Annotated in this window: 21 protein-coding genes; 15 read left to right on the top strand and 6 right to left on the bottom strand. The window is 58.2% G+C overall.

The features are described from left to right. Positions 1–41 precede the first annotated feature (41 nt). The 3 genes from frc (at position 42) to WC811_RS08140 (ending at position 2211) form a co-directional block, all read left to right on the top strand. Entirely contained in the window at positions 42–1292 is a 1251-nt protein-coding gene (gene frc / locus WC811_RS08150; RefSeq protein WP_372642863.1) for a formyl-CoA transferase, read from the top strand. Between the two features lie 100 nt (positions 1293–1392). Further along, positions 1393–1848 carry a PAS domain-containing protein gene (locus WC811_RS08145; protein WP_372642861.1) on the top strand — a complete coding sequence of 152 codons (456 nt, stop codon included), beginning with the start codon at positions 1393–1395 and terminating at the stop codon, positions 1846–1848. A gap of 27 nt (positions 1849–1875) precedes the next feature. Then, a complete protein-coding gene (locus WC811_RS08140; protein ID WP_372642859.1) occupies positions 1876–2211 on the top strand; it encodes a DUF2251 domain-containing protein in 336 nt (111 codons plus the stop codon). A gap of 159 nt (positions 2212–2370) precedes the next feature. Here the strand turns inward: WC811_RS08140 and WC811_RS08135 are convergent, their stop codons facing one another. From WC811_RS08135 to WC811_RS08120, 4 genes are all read right to left on the bottom strand, one after another. Beyond that, positions 2371–4515 carry a family 2A encapsulin nanocompartment cargo protein cysteine desulfurase gene (locus WC811_RS08135; protein ID WP_372642857.1) on the bottom strand — a complete coding sequence of 715 codons (2145 nt, stop codon included), beginning with the start codon at positions 4513–4515 and terminating at the stop codon, positions 2371–2373. Then, a complete protein-coding gene (locus WC811_RS08130) occupies positions 4502–5413 on the bottom strand; it encodes a family 2A encapsulin nanocompartment shell protein (protein ID WP_372642855.1) in 912 nt (303 codons plus the stop codon). Before WC811_RS08130 ends, WC811_RS08135 begins: the two co-directional genes overlap by 14 nt. 93 nt (positions 5414–5506) lie before the next feature. Continuing rightward, complete coding sequence (gene epsC / locus WC811_RS08125; protein WP_372643712.1) at positions 5507–6439, bottom strand: serine O-acetyltransferase EpsC; 933 nt, start codon at positions 6437–6439, stop codon at positions 5507–5509. 72 nt (positions 6440–6511) lie between these two features. After that, complete coding sequence (locus WC811_RS08120; protein ID WP_372642853.1) at positions 6512–7516, bottom strand: sulfate ABC transporter substrate-binding protein; 1005 nt, start codon at positions 7514–7516, stop codon at positions 6512–6514. Positions 7517–7743: 227 nt separating this feature from the next. Here WC811_RS08120 and WC811_RS08115 point away from each other — a divergent pair, with 227 nt between their 5' ends. Next, positions 7744–8676 carry a CysB family HTH-type transcriptional regulator gene (locus tag WC811_RS08115; RefSeq protein WP_372642850.1) on the top strand — a complete coding sequence of 311 codons (933 nt, stop codon included), beginning with the start codon at positions 7744–7746 and terminating at the stop codon, positions 8674–8676. A 271-nt stretch (positions 8677–8947) separates the two neighbouring features. Here the strand turns inward: WC811_RS08115 and WC811_RS08110 are convergent, their stop codons facing one another. Further along, a complete protein-coding gene (locus tag WC811_RS08110; RefSeq protein ID WP_372642848.1) occupies positions 8948–10303 on the bottom strand; it encodes a hypothetical protein in 1356 nt (451 codons plus the stop codon). 643 nt (positions 10304–10946) lie between these two features. Between WC811_RS08110 and WC811_RS08105 the strand changes: the two genes are divergently transcribed. From WC811_RS08105 to WC811_RS08085, 5 genes are all read left to right on the top strand, one after another. Continuing rightward, positions 10947–11549 carry an NAD(P)H-dependent oxidoreductase gene (locus WC811_RS08105; protein ID WP_372642845.1) on the top strand — a complete coding sequence of 201 codons (603 nt, stop codon included), beginning with the start codon at positions 10947–10949 and terminating at the stop codon, positions 11547–11549. 197 nt (positions 11550–11746) lie between these two features. After that, positions 11747–12082 (top strand): hypothetical protein, encoded by a 336-nt coding sequence (locus WC811_RS08100; RefSeq protein WP_372642843.1) that lies wholly within the window; start codon positions 11747–11749, stop codon positions 12080–12082. A 4-nt stretch (positions 12083–12086) separates the two neighbouring features. After that, positions 12087–14324: a N,N-dimethylformamidase beta subunit family domain-containing protein gene (locus WC811_RS08095; protein ID WP_372642841.1), complete on the top strand. Its 2238-nt coding sequence runs from the start codon at positions 12087–12089 to the stop codon at positions 14322–14324. Positions 14325–14348: 24 nt separating this feature from the next. After that, positions 14349–15092, top strand: coding sequence for a type 1 glutamine amidotransferase (locus WC811_RS08090; RefSeq protein ID WP_372642839.1), 744 nt, complete (start codon positions 14349–14351; stop codon positions 15090–15092). Between the two features lie 402 nt (positions 15093–15494). Beyond that, positions 15495–17507, top strand: a complete 2013-nt coding sequence (locus WC811_RS08085) for a DEAD/DEAH box helicase (RefSeq protein ID WP_372642837.1) — start codon at positions 15495–15497, stop codon at positions 17505–17507. A 159-nt stretch (positions 17508–17666) separates the two neighbouring features. On the opposite strand, the gene WC811_RS08080 is transcribed toward WC811_RS08085, so the two are convergent. After that, positions 17667–18209, bottom strand: a complete 543-nt coding sequence (locus WC811_RS08080; RefSeq protein ID WP_372642835.1) for a flavin reductase family protein — start codon at positions 18207–18209, stop codon at positions 17667–17669. A gap of 235 nt (positions 18210–18444) precedes the next feature. On the opposite strand from WC811_RS08080, the gene WC811_RS08075 reads away from it, so the two are divergent. From WC811_RS08075 to WC811_RS08050, 6 genes are all read left to right on the top strand, one after another. After that, entirely contained in the window at positions 18445–19557 is a 1113-nt protein-coding gene (locus WC811_RS08075; protein ID WP_372642833.1) for an HlyD family secretion protein, read from the top strand. Next, the gene (rbbA, locus tag WC811_RS08070; protein WP_372642831.1) at positions 19554–22310 is read left to right on the top strand and encodes a ribosome-associated ATPase/putative transporter RbbA; all 2757 of its coding nucleotides are present in this window, start codon (positions 19554–19556) and stop codon (positions 22308–22310) included. Before WC811_RS08075 ends, rbbA begins: the two co-directional genes overlap by 4 nt. 4 nt (positions 22311–22314) lie before the next feature. Beyond that, positions 22315–23439, top strand: a complete 1125-nt coding sequence (locus tag WC811_RS08065; RefSeq protein WP_372642829.1) for an ABC transporter permease — start codon at positions 22315–22317, stop codon at positions 23437–23439. A gap of 461 nt (positions 23440–23900) precedes the next feature. After that, positions 23901–24824 (top strand): MBL fold metallo-hydrolase, encoded by a 924-nt coding sequence (locus WC811_RS08060; protein ID WP_372643709.1) that lies wholly within the window; start codon positions 23901–23903, stop codon positions 24822–24824. 102 nt (positions 24825–24926) lie between these two features. After that, positions 24927–25814 (top strand): alpha/beta fold hydrolase, encoded by an 888-nt coding sequence (locus tag WC811_RS08055; protein WP_372643706.1) that lies wholly within the window; start codon positions 24927–24929, stop codon positions 25812–25814. A gap of 40 nt (positions 25815–25854) precedes the next feature. Continuing rightward, complete coding sequence (locus WC811_RS08050) at positions 25855–26193, top strand: SH3-like domain-containing protein (protein ID WP_372642827.1); 339 nt, start codon at positions 25855–25857, stop codon at positions 26191–26193. Position 26194: the final 1 nt, after the last annotated feature.

The following is a 26194-nucleotide window of genomic DNA, read 5'->3' as shown; positions in this document are numbered from 1 at the left end:
GGTCATTCCAAGAAACTTGTCTACCAAGGAGATACGCACCGATGACCAAAGCTCTTGAAGGCATCAAGATCATTGACTTCACCCACGTGCAGGCAGGGCCCGCATGCACGCAGCTCCTTGCCTGGTTCGGCGCCGACGTGATCAAGGTCGAACGCCCGGGCTCAGGCGACGTGACACGCGCTCAGCTTCGCGACATCCCGGAGGCCGACGCGCTTTACTTTACGATGCTGAATTCCAACAAGCGATCGCTGACGCTCGACACCAAAAAGCCCGAGGGCAAGGAAGTCCTCGAGAAGCTGATCAGGGTCTCCGACGTGATGGTCGAGAACTTCGGTCCCGGTGCTCTCGATCGCATGGGCTTCACTTGGAAGCGCATTCTCGAACTCAACCCGAAGATGATCCTCGCCTCCGTGAAGGGGTTCTCCGACGGCCACCACTACGATGATCTCAAGGTTTACGAGAACGTTGCCCAGTGCGCGGGCGGCGCGGCTTCGACGACCGGGTTCTGGGACGGCCCGCCGACCATCAGCGCCGCTGCACTCGGCGACAGCAACACCGGCATGCATCTCGCTATCGGCATCCTGACCGCGCTTCGCCAGCGCGACAAAACCGGCAAGGGCCAGAAGGTTGCGGCGTCCATGCAAGACAGCGTGCTCAATCTCTGCCGCGTCAAGCTGCGCGACCAGCAGCGCCTAGACCGGGTCGGCTATCTCGAGGAATATCCGCAGTATCCGCACGGCTCGTTCAGTGACGTCGTTCCGCGCGGCGGTAATGCTGGCGGCGGCGGTCAGCCAGGCTGGATTCTAAAGTGCAAGGGCTGGCAGACCGATCCCAACGCTTACATCTACTTCACGATCCAAGGCCATGCGTGGGAGCCGATCTGTGACGCTATCGGTAAGCCCGAATGGAAGACCGATCCGGCTTATACGACAGCGCGGGCTCGACAACCGCATATCGTCGAAATCTTCGAAACGATCGAGGCGTGGCTTGCCGACAAGACGAAGTTCGAAGCCGTCGACATCCTGCGCAAATTCGACATCCCCTGCTCGCCGGTGCTGTCGATGAAGGAGCTCTCCGTCGATCCGTCGCTGCGCGAGAGCGGCACGATTGCCGAGGTCGACCATAAGGTACGCGGCAAATACCTGACGGTCGGTAGCCCAATCAAATTCTCCGACATGAAGATCGAGATCACGGGATCGCCTCTGCTCGGCGAGCACACCGAAGAGGTGCTGTCCGAGCTTGGCTACACCAAGGACGGAATCCAGCAGCTCCATACGGCGAATGCCGTCTAATCCTTCTACCTAGCGCGTGCCTATCCTCCCCGACCACTGGCGACGCCCGCAAGGGCGTCGCATTTTTCCCAAGTTCTGTTTCCGATTGAGGAGACCGAATATGCAAACGACGGTTGATCTCAGCGAACTCGTTTCGGCGGTGGGCGATGCTGTTGTCGTCAGCGACGTCAACGGTGCGATCACGTTGTGGAACAAGGCGGCCGAACGGATGTTCGGCTATACCGAGGCCGAAGCGCTCGGCAAGTCTCTAGACATCATGATCCCGGAGCGGCTGCGCCAACGGCACTGGGAGGGCTACGACAAGACCATGGGGACCGGCGTCACACGCTACGGCACGGAGGTGCTGCAGGTTCCTGCGGTCGACAAAGCCGGGCGTTCCTTCTCGATCGCATTCACGGTCGCTCTGCTCCATTCGGCTGACAACAAGGTTTCCGGCATCGCGGCCGTCATTCGCGACGATACGCGGTGGTTCGAAAAGGATCGCGCACAGCGTAAGAGAATTTCCGAACTCGAATCTCAAGCCAATCCGGCAAGCAAGTCGGCGGTCCTGAATTGAAGCGGCAGGCAACCAGGAGCAAGCACCATGGAGAAGGACATATTCGAAAGTTCCGTGCGCTCTCTTGGAGACCTTGCGGGCGTCTTTGAATGCGATGGCGATGACGGCTACTTTTTTCTATTCGACTTGAAGAAAGCGAGCGGAACGCAGGGTTCCGGAGTCATATACGTCAATTCGGCGAGCGCGGATTTTGGCGCATCCGACGTCTCCATCAAATGGAGCAAATCCGAGGACGTAGTTGGCCTGTATATCCGCGGCATCTTATGGGCCGCGTTCGATCAGCAGGGCAGAAAATTTGGCGGCGACTACGGAACGCAAATAGCGCCGAAGATTCCTAACAGAGTCGTTGATCAGTTTAATTAGCGCGCGCCGCCAGCCCGGCGGACGACCGGGATCGAGCCCGCGACTGGAGAAAGTGCCGGATGCTCAACGCCGTCGACGCGGAGCACCCTTCGTGTCAACGAGTTCATGCACGAGCTTGGCTATCCGCGGGGCTGGCATGCCGAAGCGCAAGTTAGGCGCTTAAAGCTGAGGCATTGAAATTTCTGCCCGGATATCCTTGAGCGCGCCGACCAGCACGTCGATCTCTTCGCAGGTATTGTAGAATGCGAACGACGGCCGCACCGTCGTCTCCTGGCCGAAGCGGCGCAGGATCGGCTGGGCGCAGTGATGGCCGGAGCGGACGGCTATTCCATATTTATTGAGCCGTGAACCAACCTCTTCGCTTGGGATGCCTTTGAGAGTCAGCGAAATGACGCTCGCTTTTTCCGGCGCCGTTCCAATGATGCGCAAACCCGGAATTTTCTTGAGCCGTTCGGTCGCGTAGACGAGAAGATGGTGCTCGTAGTCCGCGATATTATGCAGGCCGAGCCGCTCGACATAATCGATCGCGGCGCCGAGGCCGACCGCATCGGCGATATTGCCCGTGCCGGCTTCGAATCTTTGCGGCGACTTATGGAACTCTGTCCTCTCGAACGTCACGTCGCGGATCATGTTGCCGCCGGTTTGATAGGGCGGAAGCGAGTCCATGAGATCTTTCTTCCCGTAGACGACGCCTATACCGGTCGGCGCAAAGAGCTTGTGGCCCGAGAAGACTAGGAAGTCGGCATCGAGGTCCTGCACGTCGACTTTCATATGCGAGACCGACTGCGCGCCATCGACGAGCACCCGGGCACCGACGCGATGCGCCATTTCTATGATCGTCTTCGCAGGTGTGATCGTGCCGAGAGCGTTTGAGACCTGCGTGAATGCGACAAGCTTCGTGCGAGCGTTTAACAGCTTGCCGAATTCATCAAGGAGCAGCGCGCCGAAATCGTCGACCGGCGCAACGCGGAGCTTAGCCCCCTTCTCGAGGCAGAGTTGCTGCCAGGGGACGATGTTCGCATGGTGCTCGAGATGCGTAATGACGATCTCATCACCGGGTCCGATATGCTGCCGACCAAATGTTGCAGCGACGAGATTGATCGATTCCGTCGTTCCGCGCGTGAAGATGATTTCTTCTGCCGATCCCGCGTTTAGGAACCGCGCAACTTTATTGCGCGCCCCTTCATAGGCGTCGGTTGCTCGCGCTGCCAACTCGTGGGCTGCGCGGTGAATATTGGAGTTTTCATGCTCGTAGAAATATTTAAGCCGCTCGATGACTGACCGAGGTTTTTGTGTCGTTGCGGCATTGTCGAACCATATCAGCGGACGCCCGTTGACGGTCTCGTTGAGGATCGGGAAGTCGCGTCGGACAGCATCGACGTCGAGGCCGCGCCCGCCCGCAGGTGCGGATGTCGGTGCGGTGGCGCCGTCTAGGTTCACGTCTTTGCCCGTAGGAACTGGCGTCGAGTTGAGAAAATAGAATGACGATCCCGTCTCGCCTAAGAATGCACTCACCGGATCGGCTGCAAGCGGCGCGAGCAACGACCTTAGCTCCGCCTCAAAGGGAATCCCGATAAGATCGAGATTGTAATCGGTTCCGGCCGAGCGCGGCGCTTCAATGCCCGTGTGGTCATTGAGGATTTGCGGCGGCGGCGTCGCGGCTGGCGGTTGCGGAGGCGATGATCGATCAACACCGGGAATCGCGTTCGCGGAACTCGTGGTTTCCGGGCGCGCAGGAATGCCTTTCGACGCCCCATGGCCGGAAAGAGACGGACCAGCGTCGACGCTCGCAGGAAGAGAGCCCGTCGGTGTTCCGAGTAGGGCATTAACGCTCGCGAGATCGACCACAGAAACATCTCGCGTCGGCATCGACTCGGCAGATGCCGCAGGCGCTGCAATGCCCTGGGTGCCAGAGTCGATGGGTAGCGACGACGGTGCGACCTGCCCGCCTCCTCCGATCAACCCCACGAGTACCCCCTGGTCCAACGACGGGACGTTCGATGGCGAAGAACCGGCGATCGACGTCGCGCCGGGAACGGGTGCGGGCGAAACCGCAGCTGCCGCGATATGCGGAGTTGCGCTGCCGCCGACGTCCGTCGGCGACGCGCCGAAGCCACTATTCGACGGCCCCGCCGGATAGGGAACCGATTGTCCCGGCAGCGCGGCGAACAACTCATTCGCGAGCTTGGTCAACGTCGCGACGTCGGGCAACCCTGCGGGCGGCCGAGCACCATCGCCTTGACCGAGCGCGGCAGCAGCGAGCCCGTCGAGGCTCGCGCTACGTCCGAGATCAGCTATAGGCATGATACTTCGTCACATCCACGTTCTCGAGAACACCTACGGCGTCGTCCGTGAGGATTGCGAGCGAGCAATAGAGCGACACGAGATACGATGCGATCGCCTGATCGTTGATGCCCATGAAGCGAACGGAAAGGCCTTTCGACAGCTCGCCGGGAAGGCCCGGTTGGAACAGTCCGACGACGCCCTGCTTGGCTTCGCCCGTCCGGATCAAAAGAATGTTCGTCTTGCCCGCCTTCACCTCGATCTTATCCGATGGGACCAGCGGAATTCCCCGCCACGTGAGGAAGGGCGAGCCGAACAACGTGACCGTCGGCGGCGGAACGCCGCGACGCGTGCATTCGCGACCGAAAGCGGCGATCGCCTGTGGGTGGGCAAGAAAGAACGCCGGCTCCTTCCAGACCCTCGTAATGAGCTCGTCGAGATCGTCCGGCGTCGGCGCGCCGCTACGTGTCTTCATTTTCTGCGAGGCCGCAGCGCTCGGAATGATGCCGTACTCTTTATTATTGAGAAGTTCGCTTTCCTGACGTTCCTTCACCGTTTCGATAATCAATCGCAGCTGCTCTTTGATTTGATTATGCGGAACGCTGTAGAGATCGGAAACGCGCGTGTGGATGTCGAGAACGGTCTGTACAGCGCTCAGCAAATACTCGCGTGGATTGTCGACGTAATCGACAAAGGTCTGCGGCAGAACGCGCTCGTCGCGCAACGAGCATGCAACTTCAACGCTGTCGGCATCCTTGACTTTGTTCACACGGTAAATGCCCGCCTCGACCGGAACCCAGCTGAGAAAATGCACCAGCCATCGCGGCGTGATGCTCGACATTTGCGGGACCGTTTTCGTCGCGTTGGCCAATTGCCGGGCGGCGATATCACCCAAGGCTGTTTGAACTGCGTCTGCCATAGCCTACCTATCGTCTGCTAAAATGGAGAATTAAATTCTTCATATATGCTTATTCACAGAAGTAATAAACGCGTCAACGACGTTATATTAGAATTATATACCGGCGCCGTTGTCGAAGGTTTCGCTGCGCGCCTGCGCTTGCACGATCGTGCTCCAAGGCGGCACGCTCCGCGTCAGCCATACGTTCCCACCGATCGATGAGCCGCGTCCGATGGTGATCCGCCCCAGGATGGTCGCGCCCGCGTAAATCACGACGTCGTCTTCAACGACCGGATGGCGGGGTTCGCCTTTGACGAGCGCGCCCTGCTCATCGACGGAGAACCGCTTCGCTCCCAATGTCACTGCCTGATAGATTCGTACGCGCTCACCGATGATCACTGTCTCGCCCATAACGACACCGGTGCCGTGATCAACGAAGAAACTTCCGCCGATTTCCGCGCCGGGATGAATGTCGATACCGGTCTGAGAATGCGCGAGTTCTGCGATAATGCGGGCGACGATGGGGGCGCCCAAGGCATGCAACGCGTGCGCAATGCGGTGGTAGATAATCGCTTTCACCCCGGGAAAACTGAGGAGCACCTCCTCCGTGCTGCGAGCCGATGGATCGCCATCATATGCTGCCCGAATATCGGCCTCTAAAAGTGTGTAGATGCTAGGGAGCCTCCGAGCAAAATCTGCAACGATCGCTTCAGCTGGTCGAGGTTTGCTATCGTCTTCCCTTCGCGAAGGATCCACGAAACCATGCTCGCGCCTGATTTGCTCGACTAAAAGGAGCAGAGCTTCGTTCAACGTGCTGCCGACGAAAAACGCGAGCCCTTCCTCGCTGTGATCGACAGCACCGGCGTGGCGCGGAAACAGCGATGCATAAAGCCTAGTCACTACCTGCTGAAGCAATTCCGGAGATGGTATCGGGGCACGGCGATTGCCGGCAGTCGTCACGCGAGGACTTCGACGCCGCGCATTCCGCAATTCCGAGACGATTGTCTCGATATCCCATTGCGAGGTGCCACGGTCGCCGAAGCTAATCTCGTTCTCGATGTTGACGGTTAGATCGTTGGGCACATTCACATCCGCTGCCGCAGTGTCGGTCTGCAAATTTCAGTTCTGCTTCGTCGTGATCTGGTCGTAGATGCCCCCATCAGAGAAATGGATCTTCTGCACCTCCGCCCAGGGACCGATCTTGTCTTCGACGTTAAAGGTCCGGATTTCCGGCAGGTGCGCCTCTTTGAGAATTTCCGCGTTCTGCGGGCGGAAATGATGCTTTGCGATGATCTTCTGTGCGTCGTCGGAATAAAGAAAATCGAGGTAAGCCTTGGCGAGCTTTTCGGTTTTTCGCTTCTCGGCTACCTGCTGAACAACCGCGACCGGCGGCGCTGCTTCAATGCTCAGCGACGGGTAGACGATATCGAAATTGCTTCCGTCCACTTCCGCTTTGATGAGGGCTGCTTCGTTCTCGAACGACACGAGGACATCGCCAATACCGCGCTGTGTGAAGGTCGTGGTCGCGCCGCGACCGCCACCATCAAAAACCGGAACGTTGGCGAAAAGCTTCGCTACAAACTCGCGAGCCTTATCATCCGATCCGAACTTCTCTTTCGCGTAACCCCACGCAGCCAGGTAGGTATAGCGCCCATTTCCCGATGTCTTAGGGTTCGGAACGACGACTGAAACGCCCGACTTGGCCAGGTCATCCCAGTCTTTAATCCCTTTGGGATTGCCCTTTCTTACAAGAAAGATGCTGGTGGTCGTGTAGGGCGCGGCTGCGTGTGGAAATTGCTTGCGCCAGTCGGCGCTGATCACGCCCTTCTTCGCGAGGAAGTCCAGGTCTGTAGGCTGGTTGAGCGTGACGACGTCGGCCTCGAGACCCTCGGCCACGGCTTGCGCTTGCTTGGTCGATCCGCCATGCGATTGCTTTACCGTTACATCCTCGCCTGTCTTTTTCTTCCAGTCCGCCGTGAACGCAGGGTCGACATCCTTATAAAGCTCGCGTGAGACGTCATAGGACGCATTGAGAATGGTCGTTTCGGCGGCGGATGCTGCGGGAGCCATCGAAAAAAGAACCGTGGCCACGCCAAGTCCGGTAGCAACACGTCGAGTGATCATAGGGAGATGTCCTGATTTCAAAATTCTTCTGCGCTGCAATGTTCCAAAACCGCTGCTGCAAGCAAACGAATAAAAATTTACAAGCTTAGATAGCGGAGCACGGCCTAAGCATCAGTCTTCATAAGCAAAGAAGAATTTGTTCATTACCGACTCTGCAAAGGCGGATATTCTGTGAACATGCCGGATGTCTGACCTCGTCAGCCGCGAAGCCAGAGGCCATTTCCCTAATGAATTTTCAGCAGCTCAGGATCATTCGCGAAACCGGGCGGCACCGGTTCAATCTAACCGAAGCAGCCAATGTTTTGTTCACGTCGCAATCGGGCGTCAGCAAACATATCCGCGATCTCGAGGAGAAACTCGGTGTCGAAATTTTTGTACGTCATGGAAAGCGGTTGCTCGGTCTCACGGAGCCGGGAAAGGAAGTCGTAAAACTGGTGGAACGCATGCTCGTCGATGCGGAAAATCTCGCACGTGTCGTGGCGGATTTCTCCCAGGGCGATGAGGGGCTGCTGAGAGTCGCAACAACGCACACGCAAGCGCGATATACGCTGCCGCCCGTTATCGCGAGGTTCAAAGCGGCGTTTCCCGGCGTACGGCTCAATCTTCAACAGTCGAGCCCCAAGGACCTTCCGACTATTCTGCTCGAAAGCGACGCGGATATCGCGATCGCTACGGATACGCTTGACGATCATCCCGGAATTATCACGTTTCCCTATCACACGTGGCATCATTCGATTGTCGTCCCGCGCGGGCATCCGCTGACCAAAGAGAAATCTCTTACTCTGTCCGCCATCGCGGAATGGCCCATTATTACGTATGACGATGGGCTGACGGGGCGCAGGCGCATCGATGAAGCTTTTGAAGCGGCGGGTTTGACACCAGACATTTCAATTACGGCTCTAGACGCCGACGTGATCAAAGCCTACGCGGAATTGGGGATGGGTGTTGGTATCATTGCGTCGATGGCGTACGACCGCGATTACGATAGGAAGCTTGTGAAGCTCGATGCTCCGCGAATTTTTCGACCGAGCACCTCAAGCATTGCGGTGCGTCGAGGACGACTGCTGCGCCGGTACGCGTATCGCTTTATCGAGCATTGCAATCCTGAGATTACCGAGGATGCCATAAAATCTGCCGACAGCGATCGAAACTCCGACTAACGGGTAATGTCGGAGCGTTTCGATGCCGCATGAATATTTGCAGGTGCTTGGGGCGTAAGGAAGGGTTGCGTCAATCTCTCCGCAAGTTGCGTACACTGCGCGCGAATGTCGGGAATGCCAGTAATTTCCCAGAAGGCTCCGCGCGTCAACGGCCCAGCCGCAAACATGTCGTGTGCTGCATCGCCTCGACGATCTATGAGAGCCCCCGTCCCATCGACATCAAGTCCAAGACTGAGCCGATCGGACCGGGCAAAACCTTGGTCGAGTAGCCTTATGATTGAGGATCGCCGCCGTGCCACCGTGCATGGTGGTGCACATGCGTAGGCAGGTAAGCGCCTGGCTTGAAAAGCGCATCATAGTACTCGGTGTCGATGTGGTGAGCCTGCAGGTACATCAGAATGTATATCGACGGGATCGTCGCCGGAAATTTTCCAAACGTACCGTACATATATTGCGCTTGCAGTGCGATGAGCCGCTTGAAGCGTTCGTCGTGAAGTTGCGCACTTGCTCGTACTGCCGGGCTATCTTTCCACGGGCCCGGTGTTTCCGGATTGAATGGGCCGCCGGCCCCGAATTTGCGCTGAACGAGCGCCTCCACCGCCTCGTACATATCTTTGTAATGCGGCGGTGTGAATGCGGTGAACACACCTTCGAGACCAGTCGGATTGGGCTGCGGCCATCTCGGATCGGAATCGTAGCGGAAGCCGAGCCCGGGAACGTCCGGATCGCCGCTGGCGCCAAGAATCGTAAGACGGTCGATGCCGTCGTAGATCCATCCGCCAAGCCCAAGCGCTTGCAAGAGCAATTGGCCCGCGAATGGTCCGATTGCGAGTTCCGCGGATAGTTCCGCTAACGAATACTGATCGAGGAAGGACAGCGGATAGGGATTTTCGACGTCGACGATGTCTTTGAATTCCTCGATCCCGGGAATTTTACGCTTGTTGATGTCGTCGTAAATTGTGAAGCCGTTCTGCGCGTAGAACGCAATGTTGAGAAGAACGTGTTGAGCCAAATCTCCGGTCGGAAAAATCAGCAGAGAACCGGGTGCGTTTCCGACCCAAGTGTTGTGCCCCTCCATGTACGGCTCGCGATTCGGGATATGGATGCGCTTGTCCGAGAGCTTATGGATTTGCGATTTATGCGCCGCCAGAAGTCGCTCTAGCTCGACACCGCCGTTGTCGTCCCGTTCAACAGGAACAGGTGTATCTCGCGTCTCGAAAATATATGTGCCGCTGTCGTCCGTGAAGAAGACTTCGGCCGTATGAAAGCCCGCAGCCGAAGGAAATGTCCGCCCGCCCGCCGCGCCTGGATAATTCGAGAGATGCGGAGCATAGCGATCATGCCGCGTGACACTTTCATGCCACCCTGTTTTCCCGGCGACTGTCGTGACGAGTAGAAGCCGCTCCAATTCCGATAGAGGTTCCGGTTTGAAGCGAGATTTGAATTTGAGCGTCCCGTCAGGAATTTCAGCGCCGCGAAAGAAACGGCGAGAGCGGCGCTGAAAGATGGCTTCCGTCAAAGGATACTGGACAAGCTCTTTTAAGGCTTCGCGCTCCCACGCTGTGAGATGAAGCCCATCGGCGCTTGCCGCATCGGCTTGGGATTTCTCAGGTGCGCCCGTGTTCATTCAAAGCCCTTTTGAAAAGTGGACACGCCGCAGCATCCCGTTCCTCCTCAGCTGGCCTAAATGCTAACCGAGAAGTTCCGTTATGTAATCTAACAATCTCCGGATCTCGATTATTTCGCGGAAGCCGTTCGCTCATTCTGCGGTGCCGTAGGTTTCCAGATCAACTTCACTGAAGACCTGCCGAATATCGCAAATGATGATCCGGCGGTCGTCGGGATCGAACGCCTTGTCGAGGGGATAGAAGCAGGCAAGCCTTAGCGGCGAGCAACACGTCGCAGCTTCCGCTGGCGCGGTAGATCCCGGAGGTCTGCGAGAGTTTGGCTATCTAGAACGTCCGAGATCGCATTGCGAACGTTGAGCATAGTCAACCGAACAGCGCAGACATCTTCATCGACGCAGTCGTCGCACCTTTCAGCCCGTATTTTCCTTTTTTTGTCAGCATGGCTCAGAAGGGGGTGTCGGCATCGGAACGATATCGCTGAAGACCACAAATTCGATGATTAGCATAGAACAAAAAAGTATATGCGCTTGAACCACGGCTGGAATTATTTGCGCGTCGCTCCTGCGCAGTCCGTTACGGCTCGAAAAGGCTCGCGAGCGGCGCTTTTCTATCCCTTTCCACAACGACCTTCAGAGCGAGAGCATGATCCTTCCCGGCAATTCGGACTTCACTAGCACTGTGACTGTGGCCAAAGTGGTTGTTGTCAGTGGAAGTTGGAAAACTCCATCGAAGACGCGCACCTTGACGGACGCTGTCGCGGATGCGCTTCGGAAGCTCAGGCGTATCGAAACAATAAAAATCGACTTAGCGGAGGTTGGAAGTCAAATCGCTCAATTGACCACGACAAGCGATGCCGATCCAAAATTGACATCACTTTTCTCCGCTGTCGCGTCCGCGGATCTTTTGATCGTCGGATCTCCAATCTATAAGGCCGCGTACACTGGACTGTTTAAGCACTTCTTCGATTTAATCGATCCGCACGCTCTTATCGGCAAGCCAGTGTTACTTACCGCGACCGGCGGAAGTTTGCACTATGCCCTCGTTCTTGAGCATCAGTTCCGTCCGCTCTTCTCATTCTTTCGCGCCCAAACTCTCCCGAATACCGTTTATGCGGTGGAAAGTGATTTTGAGAACGGAGTGCTCATCAGCCAGAGCGTGAAGGACCGAATTGAGAAAGTAGCTTCGGAAGCTGAGGGAGAAATCGAAAGGCAACTTCAAAGGTCGATGGCCTCCCGCGTCGCGTAGCTGGAGGCGGCGACCCGGCTGAAAGGCTTCGGCGAGAGCGCGAAACTTCGGAGCGATCGTTGCCACAACCCAACAGGGTATCAAAAACAGAAGCACAGCGGTCAAGTTAGGGTGTTGCGCAGGCGCTAAGTTGGGGACGGCTGGCAATCATTCGAATTGGTCGCCGTGACCTTCACCGCCGAAACGGAAGATCGCCAATGCCCCCGCCATCGATCTATCGCGTAGATCCAATTCGAGATCTTCCCTTCGCAGCCGAATTTATGAAAAAGCCGGTCGGACATCATAGTCCCGGCCTTCAGAGGGTCTTGCATGTGTTCCGGGGTGAGCCTCTGAAGGACAAGTATGTGCTGGTGACGGTCAAGCCTCACGAACAATGGCAGCTTGCGCGGCTCAGCGGTGAGCGCGGAAAGCCTCTGACACGACTCGATGCCTTTTACGCGTGCCTTGAGGAGGCCGAGCGCGACGTTTTTCGCCGCCGCTGGAGAGACGTAACAGGCCGGGAACTGGCAATCCCTGCGGAAGCGGGGGCCTAACGGAATGCTGACGATCACCGGCTACCCGGATCGAATTTACGCGCACCCTTGCGATACCGTGAAATTCATGGTGAGCTGCGAAACCCCAATCACCTACCGTGCCCATCTCGTGCGCATCATCTGCGCCGACGATAACCCCAAAGGTCCGGGCTACAAAGAGGAAGAGATTGCCTCGGAAATTAACGGCGAATATCAGGGGCGTAAGCAGCACATTCATGCCGGGTCGTACGTAACGGTACCTGACGCAAGGCCTCTGAGCAGGCTGGAAAGCTTTACCGTGCAGGCGTTCATCTGGCCGACGACGCCGCAAAAAGGCAAGCAGGGGCTGATTTCGAAATGGTCGGCGAAAGACAATTCGGGTTTCGCCCTCATCATTGACGAGCAAGGCTCGATCGCCCTCGAAATCGGCGACGGCAAAGGCGCAATAGAGCGCGTGTCGGTGCAGCGGGTGCTCCAGCTTAAGCGCTGGTACCGCGTCGGTGCGGCGTATGACGCAACAACCGGTACGATTCTCGTCTATCAGCTTCCGCTCATTCCGGTTCCCGAAATCGCCGATGGCGGAACGATCGAGAAGACGAGTGTCGTCCGAATGGCGAAGAACAAGTCCGCTCTCGTCTTCGCAGCGATGGCGGCGCCCACGCATTCAGGCCTTGATTTCTATTACAACGGCAAGATCGACGGCCCTCGGCTCACCTCTCGAGCGTTGGGCATGTTCGATTGCGAAGCTCTTATCGATCAGATTCCCCAACGGCTGATCCTCGATATCGTGGGCCAGTGGGATTTCTCTCGCAAGATGGACTCGCAGACTGCCTACGACATCTCCGTCAATCGGCTCCATGGTAACGTCGTCAACTTTCCCGCGCGTGCCATGACAGGACGGAATTGGTCCGGCGAAATCATGAATTATAACGAGGACCCCAGCCAATGGGGTGCCATCCATTTCCACGACGATGACGTCTACGATGCCGGGTGGGACGCAGACTTTTCCTTGACGATACCCGCAGCCCTCAAGAGCGGGATCTACGCTGCCCGTCTGCGCTCGGATGACGACGAGGAGCATATCTGGTTCACCATCGGTCCCGAGCCGGACAAGGAAAGCGAGATCGCGCTCCTGCTGCCGACCGCGAGCTACATGGCCTACGGGAACGACCGCCTCGGCATGGATGGCGGCGGCGCGGAACTGCTGAACGATATCTTGAACGTCATCAATCCGCACGAGATCTTCCTCAACGACCACGTCGAATACGGTGGCTCGCTCTACGACGCGCATTCGGATGGTAGCGGCATCTGCTACTCTTCGCGCCTGCGCCCTCTCGTCAATATGCGGCCCAAGCGGCAAGGCACGCTCGGTGGATTCGGAGGATCCAAGCTCTGGCAGTTTCCCGCCGATACGCACATCACCGATTGGCTCGAAGCCAAGAACTTCAATTATGATGTGCTGACGGACGATGAACTGCACGACCGAGGCTATCAACTTCTCGCGCCATACAAAGTTCTGATCTCCGGCACGCATCCGGAATACTGGTCGACGGAAATGTGGGATGCGTTCGACGCCTTTCGTCAACGCGGCGGCCGCATCATGTATCTCGGCGGCGATGGATGGTATTGGCGCGTAGCCTATCATCCCGACTACCCCGGCATCGTCGAGCTGCGCCGCACGGAAAGCGGGGTTCGTGCATGGCCGGCGGCGCCTGGCGAGTACTATCAGAGCTTCGATCGCCGCCAAGGCGGGCTCTGGTCGCGCTTGGGACGTCCACCACATGGCCTCGTCGGCGTCGGCTTCGCCGCGCAGGGTTTCGATATTTCTAGTTACTACAAGCGGCTCCCAGACAGTTACAAGCCTGAGGTTCGATTCGTCTTCGAGGGCGTCGGAGATGAAAAGATCGGCGATTTCGGCTTGATCGGAGGCGGTGCCGCTGGGCTTGAAGTCGATCGGTCGGGAGCAGATGTCGGCACACCATCCAACGCCTATATTTTGGCCCGCTCGGAAAACCATACGAACACATATCTTATCGTGCCCGAGGAATTTTTAGAAACGGCCCCGGGTCTTGGAGCGGAAGAGAACGTGTTAGCGCGCGCCGATATCGTTTTCTTCACGATGCCCAATGACGGCGCGGTTTTTTCCGTCGGGTCCATTGCCTGGGCAGGTAGCCTTTCGCACAACAACTATCGAAACAACGTCTCGCAAATCACAGAAAATGTCTTGCTGCGTTTTCTCGATCCAACGCCGTTCGCCACCTGACGCGCAAGTGAGGAAGAGCAGCACGTGAGCATCCTCGTGTTTCAACATGCCGCCGCTGAGAACCCCGGCTCGTTTCGCGATCTCTTCCGAGATGATGGGTTCGCAACACACACCGTCGAATTCGATCGTGAGCAGGAAATACCCAATCTTGAAGCGTTCGATTTCATGCTGGTGATGGGGGGGCCTCAGGATGTCTGGCAGGAAAATGAGTATCCCTGGCTGAAACGCGAGAAGGCCGCCATTCGGAAATTCGTCGTCGAAATGCGCCGGCCGTTTCTGGGTATTTGCCTCGGCCATCAATTGCTCGCGGAAGCAGTTGGCGGCAAAGTCGCTCCGGCCAAGACGCCGGAAATCGGCGTCTTCGCAAATTCAAAAACAGAATTAGGCAGGCGCGATCGAGTCTTTGGGACGCTCCCGGACCCGTACAAGGTATTGCAATGGCATGGCGCGGAAGTGACTGCGCTGTCGGAAGGTAGCGATCTTCTCGCGAGTTCCGCGGCCTGCCGCGTGCAAGCCTTTCGCTACGGTGACCGCGCCTATGGTCTGCAAGGCCATGTCGAAGCAACACGCGACACCGTTCCAAATTGGGCAAGAATTCCTGAATATGAAAATTCGAGCGATCCTGCTTATCAAAAGGACGCCATCGACAAACTCTCAAGGGACGTAGAGTCGAACCTCGCTCATATCAATTCGGTCGCGCGCTCGCTGTATTTGAACCTCATTTTTCCAGCAATCGGCGGCATGTTTCACCTTGGTTCCGCGCGCTAGAAATCCTCGCGGCTTCCGAAGCATCGGCTTCTGGTCGTCAATTGCCACCGGCACCGATGAGCAGGGCGGGGGCCTCGGCCTAGCCAGATCGCATCAGCGGCTTTTTTTGCGGAGGTTCGCCCGAAAAAGGTCCGCACATCATTGAAAGCGGTCATAGGCTGTGATTGGCCCAGGCGAGTGCAGTCACGCCGTCAAGAGGCCGCTATCGGGACCTTCCAGCCGAAAAATTATATATCCAAAGTTTGGCGCAAACTAACCAACATGCGAAGCGCGCCAACATGGCTGCTAGCGGCGACGCCGAATACCGGCTAGGTGTGCAAAATCACGATAATCCTGGCGACGTGCGCCTGCCACTCGAATAGAGCCCGGCGGGCTTCCTCCATTCGAAAAGTCTTTCCTATCATGACCTTCCCGTCGGCTCATTCCGCGCTCGGACGCGCCCTCGTGGCGCGCGGCTACTCGGTCCCGACAGCCGTGCAACTCGCCGTTCTCGAGCCTGAGACGGTGGGGCGCGATTTGCTGGTCTCGGCCCAGACGGGCTCCGGGAAAACGGTGGCCTTCGGACTTGCCATCGCCCCGACGTTGCTCGGAGAAGCGGACCGTCTACCGCAAGCTGCGGAACCGTTGGCCCTGATCATCGCGCCCACGCGTGAACTTGCCATGCAGGTCCAGCGCGAACTCGACTGGCTCTATGCCGACACGGGGGCACGTATCGTAGCTTGCGTCGGCGGCATGGACGCGCGTGCGGAAGCACGCGAACTCAGCTCCGGCGCCCATATCGTGGTCGGCACGCCCGGACGCCTGCGTGACCATTTGGAGCGGCGGCGGCTTAACCTGACGAAGCTCGCAGCCGTTGTGCTCGACGAGGCCGACGAGATGCTCGATCTCGGGTTCCGCGAGGATCTGGAATTCATTCTCGACGCAACCCCTGAAACTCGCCAGACACTCCTGTTCTCGGCCACCATGCCGCGCGAGATCGAAGCGCTGGCGCGGCGCTACCAACGCGACGCCGTGCGCATCGAGACGGCAAAGCGCAACGAGCAGCACGCTGACATCGACTATCGCGCCATTCGCGTCGTGCCCGGTGACACTGAAAACGCGATCGTCAACGTACTGCGGTTTCATGAGGCCGGCGCCGCACTTGTGTTCTGCTCGACGCGCGAAGCCGTGAAGCGGACGCACGCCCGCTTGTTGGAACGAGGCTTCTCCGCCGTGGCCCTTTCGGGAGAGCTGACACAGCAGGAGCGCACGCATGCGCTGCAAGCGCTGCGTGATGGCCGCGCCCGTGTTCTCGTCGCGACCGATGTGGCGGCGCGCGGGCTCGACTTGCCGGCTCTCGCGCTCGTCATTCACGCCGATCTGCCCAACGATGCCGAGACGCTCCTTCACCGTTCGGGTCGCACCGGCCGGGCCGGCAACAAGGGCCTGTGTGTGTTGATTGTTCCCTTCAATCGCCGGCGCAAAGCCGATGCTCTGCTCGCCGGTGCCAAGCTCAAGGTCACATGGGGACCGGCACCGACCGCCGAGGAGATTCGGGCACGCGATCAAGAGCGCTTTCTAGCCAGTTCGATCTTCACCGATCCCGCGACCGAGGAAGATAAGAAGCTTGCGCAATCCCTCCAGGCCAGTCGCACGGCGGAAGAGATTTCTCTCGCCCTCATCCGTATCCACCGTGCCCAGCTTCCAGCGCCCGAAGATCTGACAGAGGACACCGGCCCGCCGCCGCGACGCGATGACCGTGCGCGAGTGCCACGGGAGCGGGTCGAGCATAGGCATGTACGCAGTCATGTGTCGCAAGACCGGGACGAGCGCGCGAGCACGCGTCCGAGCGAAAGCCGCTCCACGCGCCCCGTTCGGGATCATGGCCGCGAGATGGTGTGGTTCCGGGTCGATATCGGCCGCGAGCGCAACGCCGATCCCCGCTGGCTGCTGCCGCTTCTCTGCCGCGCCGGCGATGTGACGAAGGCCGAGGTCGGTTCGATCAAGATCTTCGACCGCGACACGCGCTTCCAAATCGCCGCCGAATTCGCAGACAAGTACGCGGATGCCGCGCGCTCCATGAAGCCCAACGAGGGGCGGATCTCGCGCATCGGCGCCACCATGGGGGACGATGCTGGGGCAGGGGACAATCCGACCCACGCGCCGCCGGCGCGAAAATACGACGCTGCCCGGCAGCGGAAAGACAACGAGGGCAAAGGCACAACCTCGCTCAATCCTCAAACGGATCCACGCGCAAAGATGCCATGGCGAGATCGAAACAAAGAGAAAGCCGGCGCCCATTCCCATCGCAAGGGTGACGCAACGAGACCGCATTCCAAGGGCGCTGGGCCGCATCCCGGTTCGTCGAAATCAAACGGCGCAAATAAGCCCGTATCAAAATTCTCTCATAAGAAGAAGCACCGCCCGGCCTCGTAGACTGAGGAAACGATTTCCCCGCGCTCTGGTGGATCATGCTCGCCGGAGAAGAGCCTGGTCCGGGCGGCAAACCGACGATGATGCCGGGACGCCGGGACTGCGGATCTTTGGGTTGAGGAAGCTCGAATACGTGCCCTCGCGCCAGCGGTTCGCCTGCGCCTAGAGGCCCGGCGGCAGTTTCGAGGCCATCATCTTCTTGCGGTCGAATTTACGCCCATCGACGACGAACGTGCCGTCGCCGACGGCGTGAATAGTGCGCTTCTCTTTTCGCGTGGCGTCAATGTGGGCCGCAACAGCTTCAAGCACGACAATGCTGTGATTGGAGACGACGTCGACGACCTTGCACTCGATGTTGGCCACGCACTCCGCGATCAAGGGCGCCTTGACGATCTTGCCGGCGACAGCCGTCAGGCCGAACTTCGCGAACTTGTCGGTGTCGGCACCGGAGCACGTTCCAATCCCAACGACTCGATCAAGCAGGTCGACAGCGGGAATGGCGATCACGCACTCACCGGTCTTTCGCAAGGCGGTGAAGGAGTAGTTCCAATCCCCCGTGGTAATGGCGAACACTGGGGTAAAGTCTAGCACCATGGTCCACGAAATGGTCATGATGTTGCTCTTGCCCACGTCGTGCGTCGTGACAAGAACCACAGGGCCTGGCTCGATCAGAGTAAATGCCCTGCTCAACTTCAACTGGCGCACGGAAGTATTCTCCTGGGGCCCGCGTGGGCGAAAACGGCGATATCCGGTGTCAGGTAAAGTGGCATCGGAACAACGTTGGAATGTTGCGCCACATCAAAGCCCTAGTGCGCGGACTGAACGATGTTGCCCTCTCATAAGGGTTAAACAGCGACCGGCCGCAGCCCAGGCAAAGCTGCATGCATGCCGGGCGCTAGGGTGGCCGCGAGAGTTCTCCATTCCCGAAGGGCCAAAGCAGATGAAGCAGAGCAGCGATGTTGACGGCCAGGTCGTCCTGCCGTCGAAGGACGTCGTAGTAGCGCCATCGCAGCCGATCGCCACGTCGGACGGCGACCAGCTGCCGGCGGCTTTGCCAGACAGTGCGGTAAGGAAATCAATCAGCTGGAGACGAGTCGGGCTCGCGCTTTTGATCATCGCGGGCGGCGCGGGTGGAGGGCTCTATTGGTGGCTGCATCAAGCTCCCGCACTTCCGATCGGCATTGCAGCGGGCAACGGCCGGATAGAAGCCGATCCGATAGACATCGCGACGAAGTTCGCGGGACGCATTCTTGAGTTGCGCGTCGACGAAGGCGACAGAGTGACGGGCGGCCAGGTCGTTGCGGTTATGGATACGCGCGATCTCGACGCTTCCTTGAAGAAGTCCGAATCGCAAGCTGAGTCTGCAAAAAGAGCGATTGCCGAAGCGCGCGCTAACGCCGATCAAGCGCATTCGCAGGTTGTTCTCGCCCAGCAACAGATCGACCGGGCGAAATCGCTGCTCATAGATGGATGGGTGACGAAAGAAGTTTATGACCAACGCCAGCAAGCGCTTGAGGGAGCGAAAGCTGGCGAATTGGCGGCGCAAGAACGAATAACGGAAGCCGAGCACGCACTCGACGCGGCCAAACACGATTCCGAACTCTATCGCGTGAACATTGCAGACAACACGCTCGTCGCACCTCGCGATGGCCGCATAGCTTATCGGATCGCAAATACCGGCGAGGTGCTTCCTGCTGGCGGCAGGGTCTTCACCATGCTCGACATCGGTTACGTCTATATGGACGTCTACTTGCCGACGCTTCAGGCCGGACGAGTGAAAATCGGTGATGACGCGCGGCTCGTTCTCGACGCCTATCCCGATAACCCCATTCCGGCGAAAGTTACCTTCATCGCTGATCAGGCGCAGTTCACGCCTAAGATGGTCGAGACGCAGACGGAGCGCGACAAGCTGATGTTCCGGATTCGTGTCCGCATCGATCCCGATCGATCCAAGGCACATGGGGATTCTATTCGTAGCGGATTGCCGGGAATGGCTTATGTGCGCACCGATCCCAAGGTCGAGTGGCCCGCACGCCTGCAGGTCAAGCCGTGAGAGATGCCCGCGCCGACTGCGCCGCCCGCCTTAAAAACGTGACGCAGAAATATGGGAGCGTCTTGGCTCTCGATGACGTCAGCTTGAGCTTCCCGAAAGCTTGCGTCGTCGGTCTGATCGGCCCCGATGGTGTTGGAAAATCGTCTCTTCTTTCGCTCATTGCCGGCGCGCGGCATATTCAAACGGGTTCGGTCACCGTGCTTGGCGTGGACATGGCGAAGGCCCGTGACCGCGAAACGATCTGCCCGCGGGTCGCATACATGCCGCAAGGTTTGGGCAAGAACCTCTATCCCGATCTCAGCGTGCGCGAGAATATCGAGTTCTTCGCGCGACTCTTCGGGCAGGGGCGCGGAGAGCGTGAGGCTCGCATCGCGGATCTCCTGCAAAGCACCGGCCTTACGCCATTCGCGGGCCGGCAAGCGAAGAACCTTTCAGGCGGCATGCGGCAGAAGCTCGGGCTTTGCTGCTCGCTCATTCATGATCCCGATCTCCTGATCCTTGATGAGCCGACGACGGGCGTCGATCCCCTATCGCGGCGGCAGTTCTGGGAACTGATCGCACGCATGCGCGAACGGCGGATCGGCATGAGTGTGGTGGTCGCGACCGCCTACATGGAGGAAGCCGAGCAGTTCGATTGGTTGGTCGCGATGAATGCGGGAAAGATTCTAGCTGCCGGATCGCCTGATGACCTCAAGGAAAAAACCTCATCCAAGACGATCGAGGAGGCCTTCATCGCGCTTCTGCCGGACTCTCAGAAGGCCGGCCATCATGCGCTCGAAATTCCGCCGCGAGTCGATACTGGCGATAAACCGGTCATTTCCGCCCGCAATCTGACCCGGCGTTTCGGAGATTTCACCGCGGTCGACCATGTGAGCTTCGACATCGAGCGCGGTGAGATTTTCGGATTTCTCGGCTCGAACGGCTGCGGAAAAAGCACGACGATGAAAATGCTGACGGGGTTGCTGCCATCGACCGATGGCAATGCCACGCTGCTCGGCCGGGCCATCGATGCAAGCGACATAAACTCCCGGATGCGGGTCGGATACATGTCGCAGGCATTCTCTCTCTATACCGAACTCACTGTGCAGCAGAACCTTGAGCTTCACGCCCGCCTCTTTCATTTGCCGCCCGACGAAATGGACGAGCGCATAAAGTATCTGCTCCAGCGCTTCGACCTTTTGCGCTACGCGGATCAGCTCGCGGAAGGCTTGCCACTCGGAATTCGTCAACGGCTATCCCTGGCCGTCGCGGTCGTACATAAGCCCGAAGTTCTCATTCTCGACGAACCGACGTCCGGCGTCGACCCCATCGCGCGGGACAATTTCTGGGAATTGCTGATCGACCTCTCGCGCAAGAATGGCGTCACCATCTTCGTCTCTACCCACTTCATGAACGAAGCCGCGCGGTGCGATCGGGTGGCGCTTATGAATGCGGGAAAGGTGTTGGCGCTGGACAAGCCCGGCGGCCTCGTTGCCGCGCGAGGGGCGGTCTCGCTGGAAGAGGCATTCATCGGATATCTGGAAGAAGCGGCGAAATCGGCGAGCGGCGCGCAGGCCGCGGATGTTGGTCCGCGCGCCCCGATACAAAGCGATCATGGAGGAGAAGCCACTGCTGTATCCAGCGTTTTCTCCGCACGCCGAATGTTCGCCTACACGATTCGGGAATCTCTCGAGCTTCTGCGCGATCCAATCCGGTTGGGCTTTGCACTCGCCGGTACGGCATTCTTGATGCTCATCATCGGCTTCGGCATCACCACTGACGTCAACTCGCTGTCGTTCGCCGCTCTCGATCGCGACAATAGTTTCGAAAGCCGTTCGTATCTCGGCGAGCTCAGGGGGTCGGCTTACTTCGTCGAGCAATCGCCATTGAAAGACGCGTCCGAATTGCAGGACCGGCTCAAGAGTGGAAAGGTCAATGCCACGATCGAAATTCCACCGGGCTTCGGGCGGGATATCCGACGCGGCCGTCCGACCGAGGTCGGCGTCTGGATCGATGGAGCGATGCCGTTCCGCGCGGAGACCATTCGCGGATACCTCCAAGGCGTTCACCAACAGTTCCTCAGTGACCCTGCCATTCGCGGTCACGGCGCAATTTCGACCGCCGCCGTGCCTGCGGATATCGAGGTCCGTTACCGTTATAATCAGGATTTCGACAGTATCTACGCGATGGTGCCGTCAACGATCGCGATGCAACTCGCGCTGATTCCGGCGATCCTGATGGCGCTTGCCATCGTGAGAGAAAAAGAGCTCGGCTCGATCACCAATCTTTACGTGACGCCCGTGACGCGCGTCGAATTCCTGCTCGGCAAGCAAGTGCCTTACGTCGCCGTCGCCATGCTGAATTTCCTCATGTTGTTCCTTATGGCAATCTTTGTCTTCAATGTGCCGCTCAGGGGAAGCTTCTTAGCACTTTCGCTTGGTGCGCTGCTCTACGTCACTGCGACGACAGGATACGGCATGCTCATTTCGTCGTTCACGCGGACGCAGATCGCCGCGCTTTTCGGAACGGCTATTCTTACCGTGCTGCCCGCCACGATGTTCTCCGGCATGCTGACGCCGGTCTCTTCCATTACGGGTTTCGGTGCCGTGATGGGCCGGCTGTTTCCGATGACGTACTTTCTTCCGATCAGTGTCGGGGCGTTCACGAAGGGCCTCGGCTTTGTCGATCTCTTCCACCACATTCTCATGCTAGCGCTGTTCGTGCCCGCGCTGACGATCCTCAGTCTTCTTCTGCTTCGTAAACAGGAGACATGAAGCCATGCGCACGCTTCAAAACATTTATTGGCTCGGCACGAAGGAACTGCGCAGCTTCTTCCGCGACTGGGTGCTGCTGGGCTTCGTGGTCTATTCCTTTTCGCTCGCGATTATGGCGCAGGCGCAAAGCAACTCGCAGGAGCTGCACAATGCGTCGATCGCAATCGTCGATGAAGATCATTCGGAGCTTTCGCGCCGTATCGCGGCTGCGTTCCTGCCCCCGTATTTCAAGACGCCGGAATATGTTCAGGAGCGCGACGTCGATCAACTCATGAATACCGGAAAATACACGTTCGTCATCGATATTCCTCCGCGATTCGAGCGCGACGTCCTCGGAGGCAGAAATCCGGCGCTGCAAGTCGCGGTCGACGCAACGGCTATGGTGCAGGCTGGTATCGGCACGGGCTACGCGCAGCAGATCATCTCAACCGAGATCAATAATTTTGTGGCACGTCTGGAAGATGTCCCAGCACCCGCGGTCACGCTTTCGACGCGCATCGCGTTCAATCCTAACGTGACGACGGCGTGGTTCACGTCAGTCATGGGCATCATCAATTCTGTGACGATGCTCGCCATCATTCTGGCCGGGGCGGCGGTCGTGCGCGAGCGAGAGCACGGTACGATGGATCATCTCTTGGCGATGCCACTGACGCCGTTCGAAATCGCCATGTCGAAAGTCTGGGCGAATGCGGTCGTAATTACCGGCGCGGTCGGCCTATCGCTGATATTTATTGTGCAGAAGCTCCTCGGCATCCCCATCGCCGGGTCGGTGCCGCTCTTTATGTGCGGTGTGATGATCTACTTGTTTTTCGCCACGGCCGTTGGCATTTTTCTTGCGACCATCGCCCGGACCATGCCGCAACTCGGGCTGCTTTATATTCTGGTTGCCCTACCGCTGAATATGCTGTCCGGCGCGAACACGCCGCTCGAAAGTATGCCGCCGTTTCTGCGAACAATAATGCAGGCGTCGCCTTCGACGCATTTCGTTTCGTTTGCGCAGGCCATTCTCTATCGGGGCGCCGGCATCGATGTCGTATGGCCGAGATTTCTTGCGGTTGCGTTGATTGGCGGATTGTTCCTCGCGCTTGCGATCATGCGATTCCGCAGCTCGTCAGCCTACTCAGGTTGAGATTCACCACGGCGCATCGGGGAAAGCCAGACTAATGGGATTGCGTTAATCACGACATCAACATTGCCATGAGTTGCTTTGAATTGAGCCACGTCCGGTTACCGCTTCCGTCAAAAAGTGTGCGGGGTCTTCGATTGCAGGCTTTTATTCGAACAGATGCGTCGTATCCGAAACTTGCTAAGCAATGAGTCCTTTTTTCAAAAATGACCGACTGTTCCGGAAAGGATGGCAAATCCGCTAAAGCGGGTTAGGCCGAGGCGCGCTATCCGTTTTTTGAAAGCAACATTTCGAAAATAATCCATTGCCAAAAATTCAATTGCGACTGATTATAATCACTGCGATGCTAACATACTGACGTGACTGATTATCCGCAAATCTAAAAATGGAACACGTTGCGGCGGTCGGATTGCGCGAGGAGCGGAACTGTGTCAGCGCATCAATTATCGAGGCGCGGTTTCTGTATGTGCTGCATCGGGGCGGCGCAAGCGGGATTGTCAGGATGGTTGAGTCCGCGCGCGGCCTACGCCGAGGCACGCGGCCTCGTTAGTCTGATCAAGGACAGCGCCGCCGTCACCCCGATCACCGTTCATAAGCTCCGCGGCAACGTCAGCGCTCTGGAAGGCTCGGGCGGCAATGTCGCCGTGCTGACCGGACCCGACGGGAAAGTTCTTATCGATGCCGGCATTAGGGTATCGCAGCCGCAGATGATCAAAGCGCTCACAAGTCTCGGCGCTGATCCCGTCACACATCTCATTAATACGCACTGGCACTTCGACCACGCCGACGGCAACGAGTGGCTACACGCCGAGGGCGCTAAAATCATCGCCCACGAAAACACGCGTAAATATCTGTCGCAGGTCCAGCGCGTCGAAGAATGGGATTATAATTTTTTGGCCCTCGCTCCGGGCGGCATTCCCGAAGACGTCTTCGCGACCGACCGGACGCTGAAGCTCAACGGCTCGACCATCGGGCTCAAGTATTATGGACCGGCACATACGGACAGCGATATTTCCGTGCATTTCGCCGAAGCCGATGTGCTGCACGTCGCGGACACGTTCTGGAACGGCATCTATCCCTTCATCGACTATTCCACGGGCGGCAGCATCGATGGCACGATTGCGGCTTGCGATGCCAATCTCGCGGTCGCCACTGACAAGACCATCATTATCCCCGGTCACGGTCCGCCTGTAAGTAACAGAGCCGAGCTAAAAGAATGGCGCGACATGCTCGTTGCTGTTCGCGAGAACATTGCCGCGCTCAAGAAGCGGGGCCGATCGAAGGAAGAGACGGTCGCGGCTAAGCCGACGGCGGCGTTCGACGGCAAGTACGGCAATTTCGTTATCGACCCGGACTTTTTCACACGGCTGGTCTACGAGGGCGTCTAAGCCGCGCTCGGTTCAAAACCGATAAGGAGACGCATTATGCTTGTGCGCGCGTGGCATATCCGAATCTGGATGACGTTGTCGGCCCTTCTGATCGGGGTCGGGATGGCGAAAGCGGCGGACATACCCGTCACGCACTACCGCACGGCCGACATCGACGGCGTCAGCATCTTCTATCGCGAAGCTGGCCCAGCCGACGCCCCGGTCGTCCTGCTGCTGCATGGCTTTCCAACGTCGTCACACATGTTTCGCAACCTCATCCCGGCGCTCGCCGACCGCTATCACGTCATCGCGCCGGATTATCCGGGGTTCGGCGAAAGCGCTGCTCCCGACCACAAGCAGTTCGCCTACACGTTCGCCCACTATGCCGATCTCATGGATGGGCTGGTCGATAAGCTCGGCGTCAAGCAATACGCGCTATATCTGATGGATTACGGGGCGCCTGTCGGTTACCGGCTGGCGATCAAGCATCCGGAGCGCGTCACGGCTCTCGTCATCCAGAACGGCAACGCCTACGAGGAAGGTCTCAAAAAGTTCTGGGATCCCATCAAGGCTTATTGGGCCGACGGCTCCGATGCCCACCGCGAGGCGCTGAGCTTTCTCGTGAAACCCGAAACCACGAAATTCCAATATACGGACGGCGTCAGCGACGTCACCCGCATCGACCCGGACAATTGGGGCCACGATCAGCCGCTCCTCGATCGCCCAGGCAACAAGGACATCCAACTCGATCTGTTCCTTGATTATGGGACGAATGTGCCGCTCTATCCGAAGTTTCAGGAATTCTTCCGCGAGCGACAACCACCGGCGCTGATCGTTTGGGGCAAGAACGATACGATCTTCCCAGCCGATGGCGCCTATCCCTACAAACGGGATTTGCCCAAGGTCGAGTTTCATCTCCTGGACACTGGCCATTTCGCGCTTGAGGACAAGGCCGATGAAATGATCCCCTTGATCCATGATTTCCTTGATCGAAACATTGCCGCGAAATGACAGCGACAAGACGCATGATGCGGACGAGTAAGGAGTAGCGATGGCGGCGCAACCTTCAGAGAAGAGTTTACATATCGTAACCGCGTTCGGTGAGCAGCCAGTCTTCAAGATTGGCGACCGGGTCCGCGTCGCCGACAGGGCTCCCATCGGACATTATCGGGTCCCGCGTTACCTTCGAAAAAAGCTCGGGGGCGTTGAGGCCGTGATCGAGCCGGCCTTCGTCGACAACGAAGAAGAGGGCTACGGCCGCAACGCGGGTTCGAGGCGGCACTATTACCGGATCGCGTTTCCGATGACCGAGCTTTGGCCCGATTATGCTGGGTCGCCAAAAGACGGTTTGCGCATCGAGGTTTTCGAGAGCTGGCTTGAGAGGGTCTAAT

Source organism: Hyphomicrobium sp. (assembly GCF_041659645.1).
Classification (GTDB): domain Bacteria; phylum Pseudomonadota; class Alphaproteobacteria; order Rhizobiales; family Hyphomicrobiaceae; genus Hyphomicrobium_B.
The sequence above is the reverse complement of the archived record's forward strand: the minus strand, read 5'-3'. Positions and strand labels throughout refer to the sequence as shown.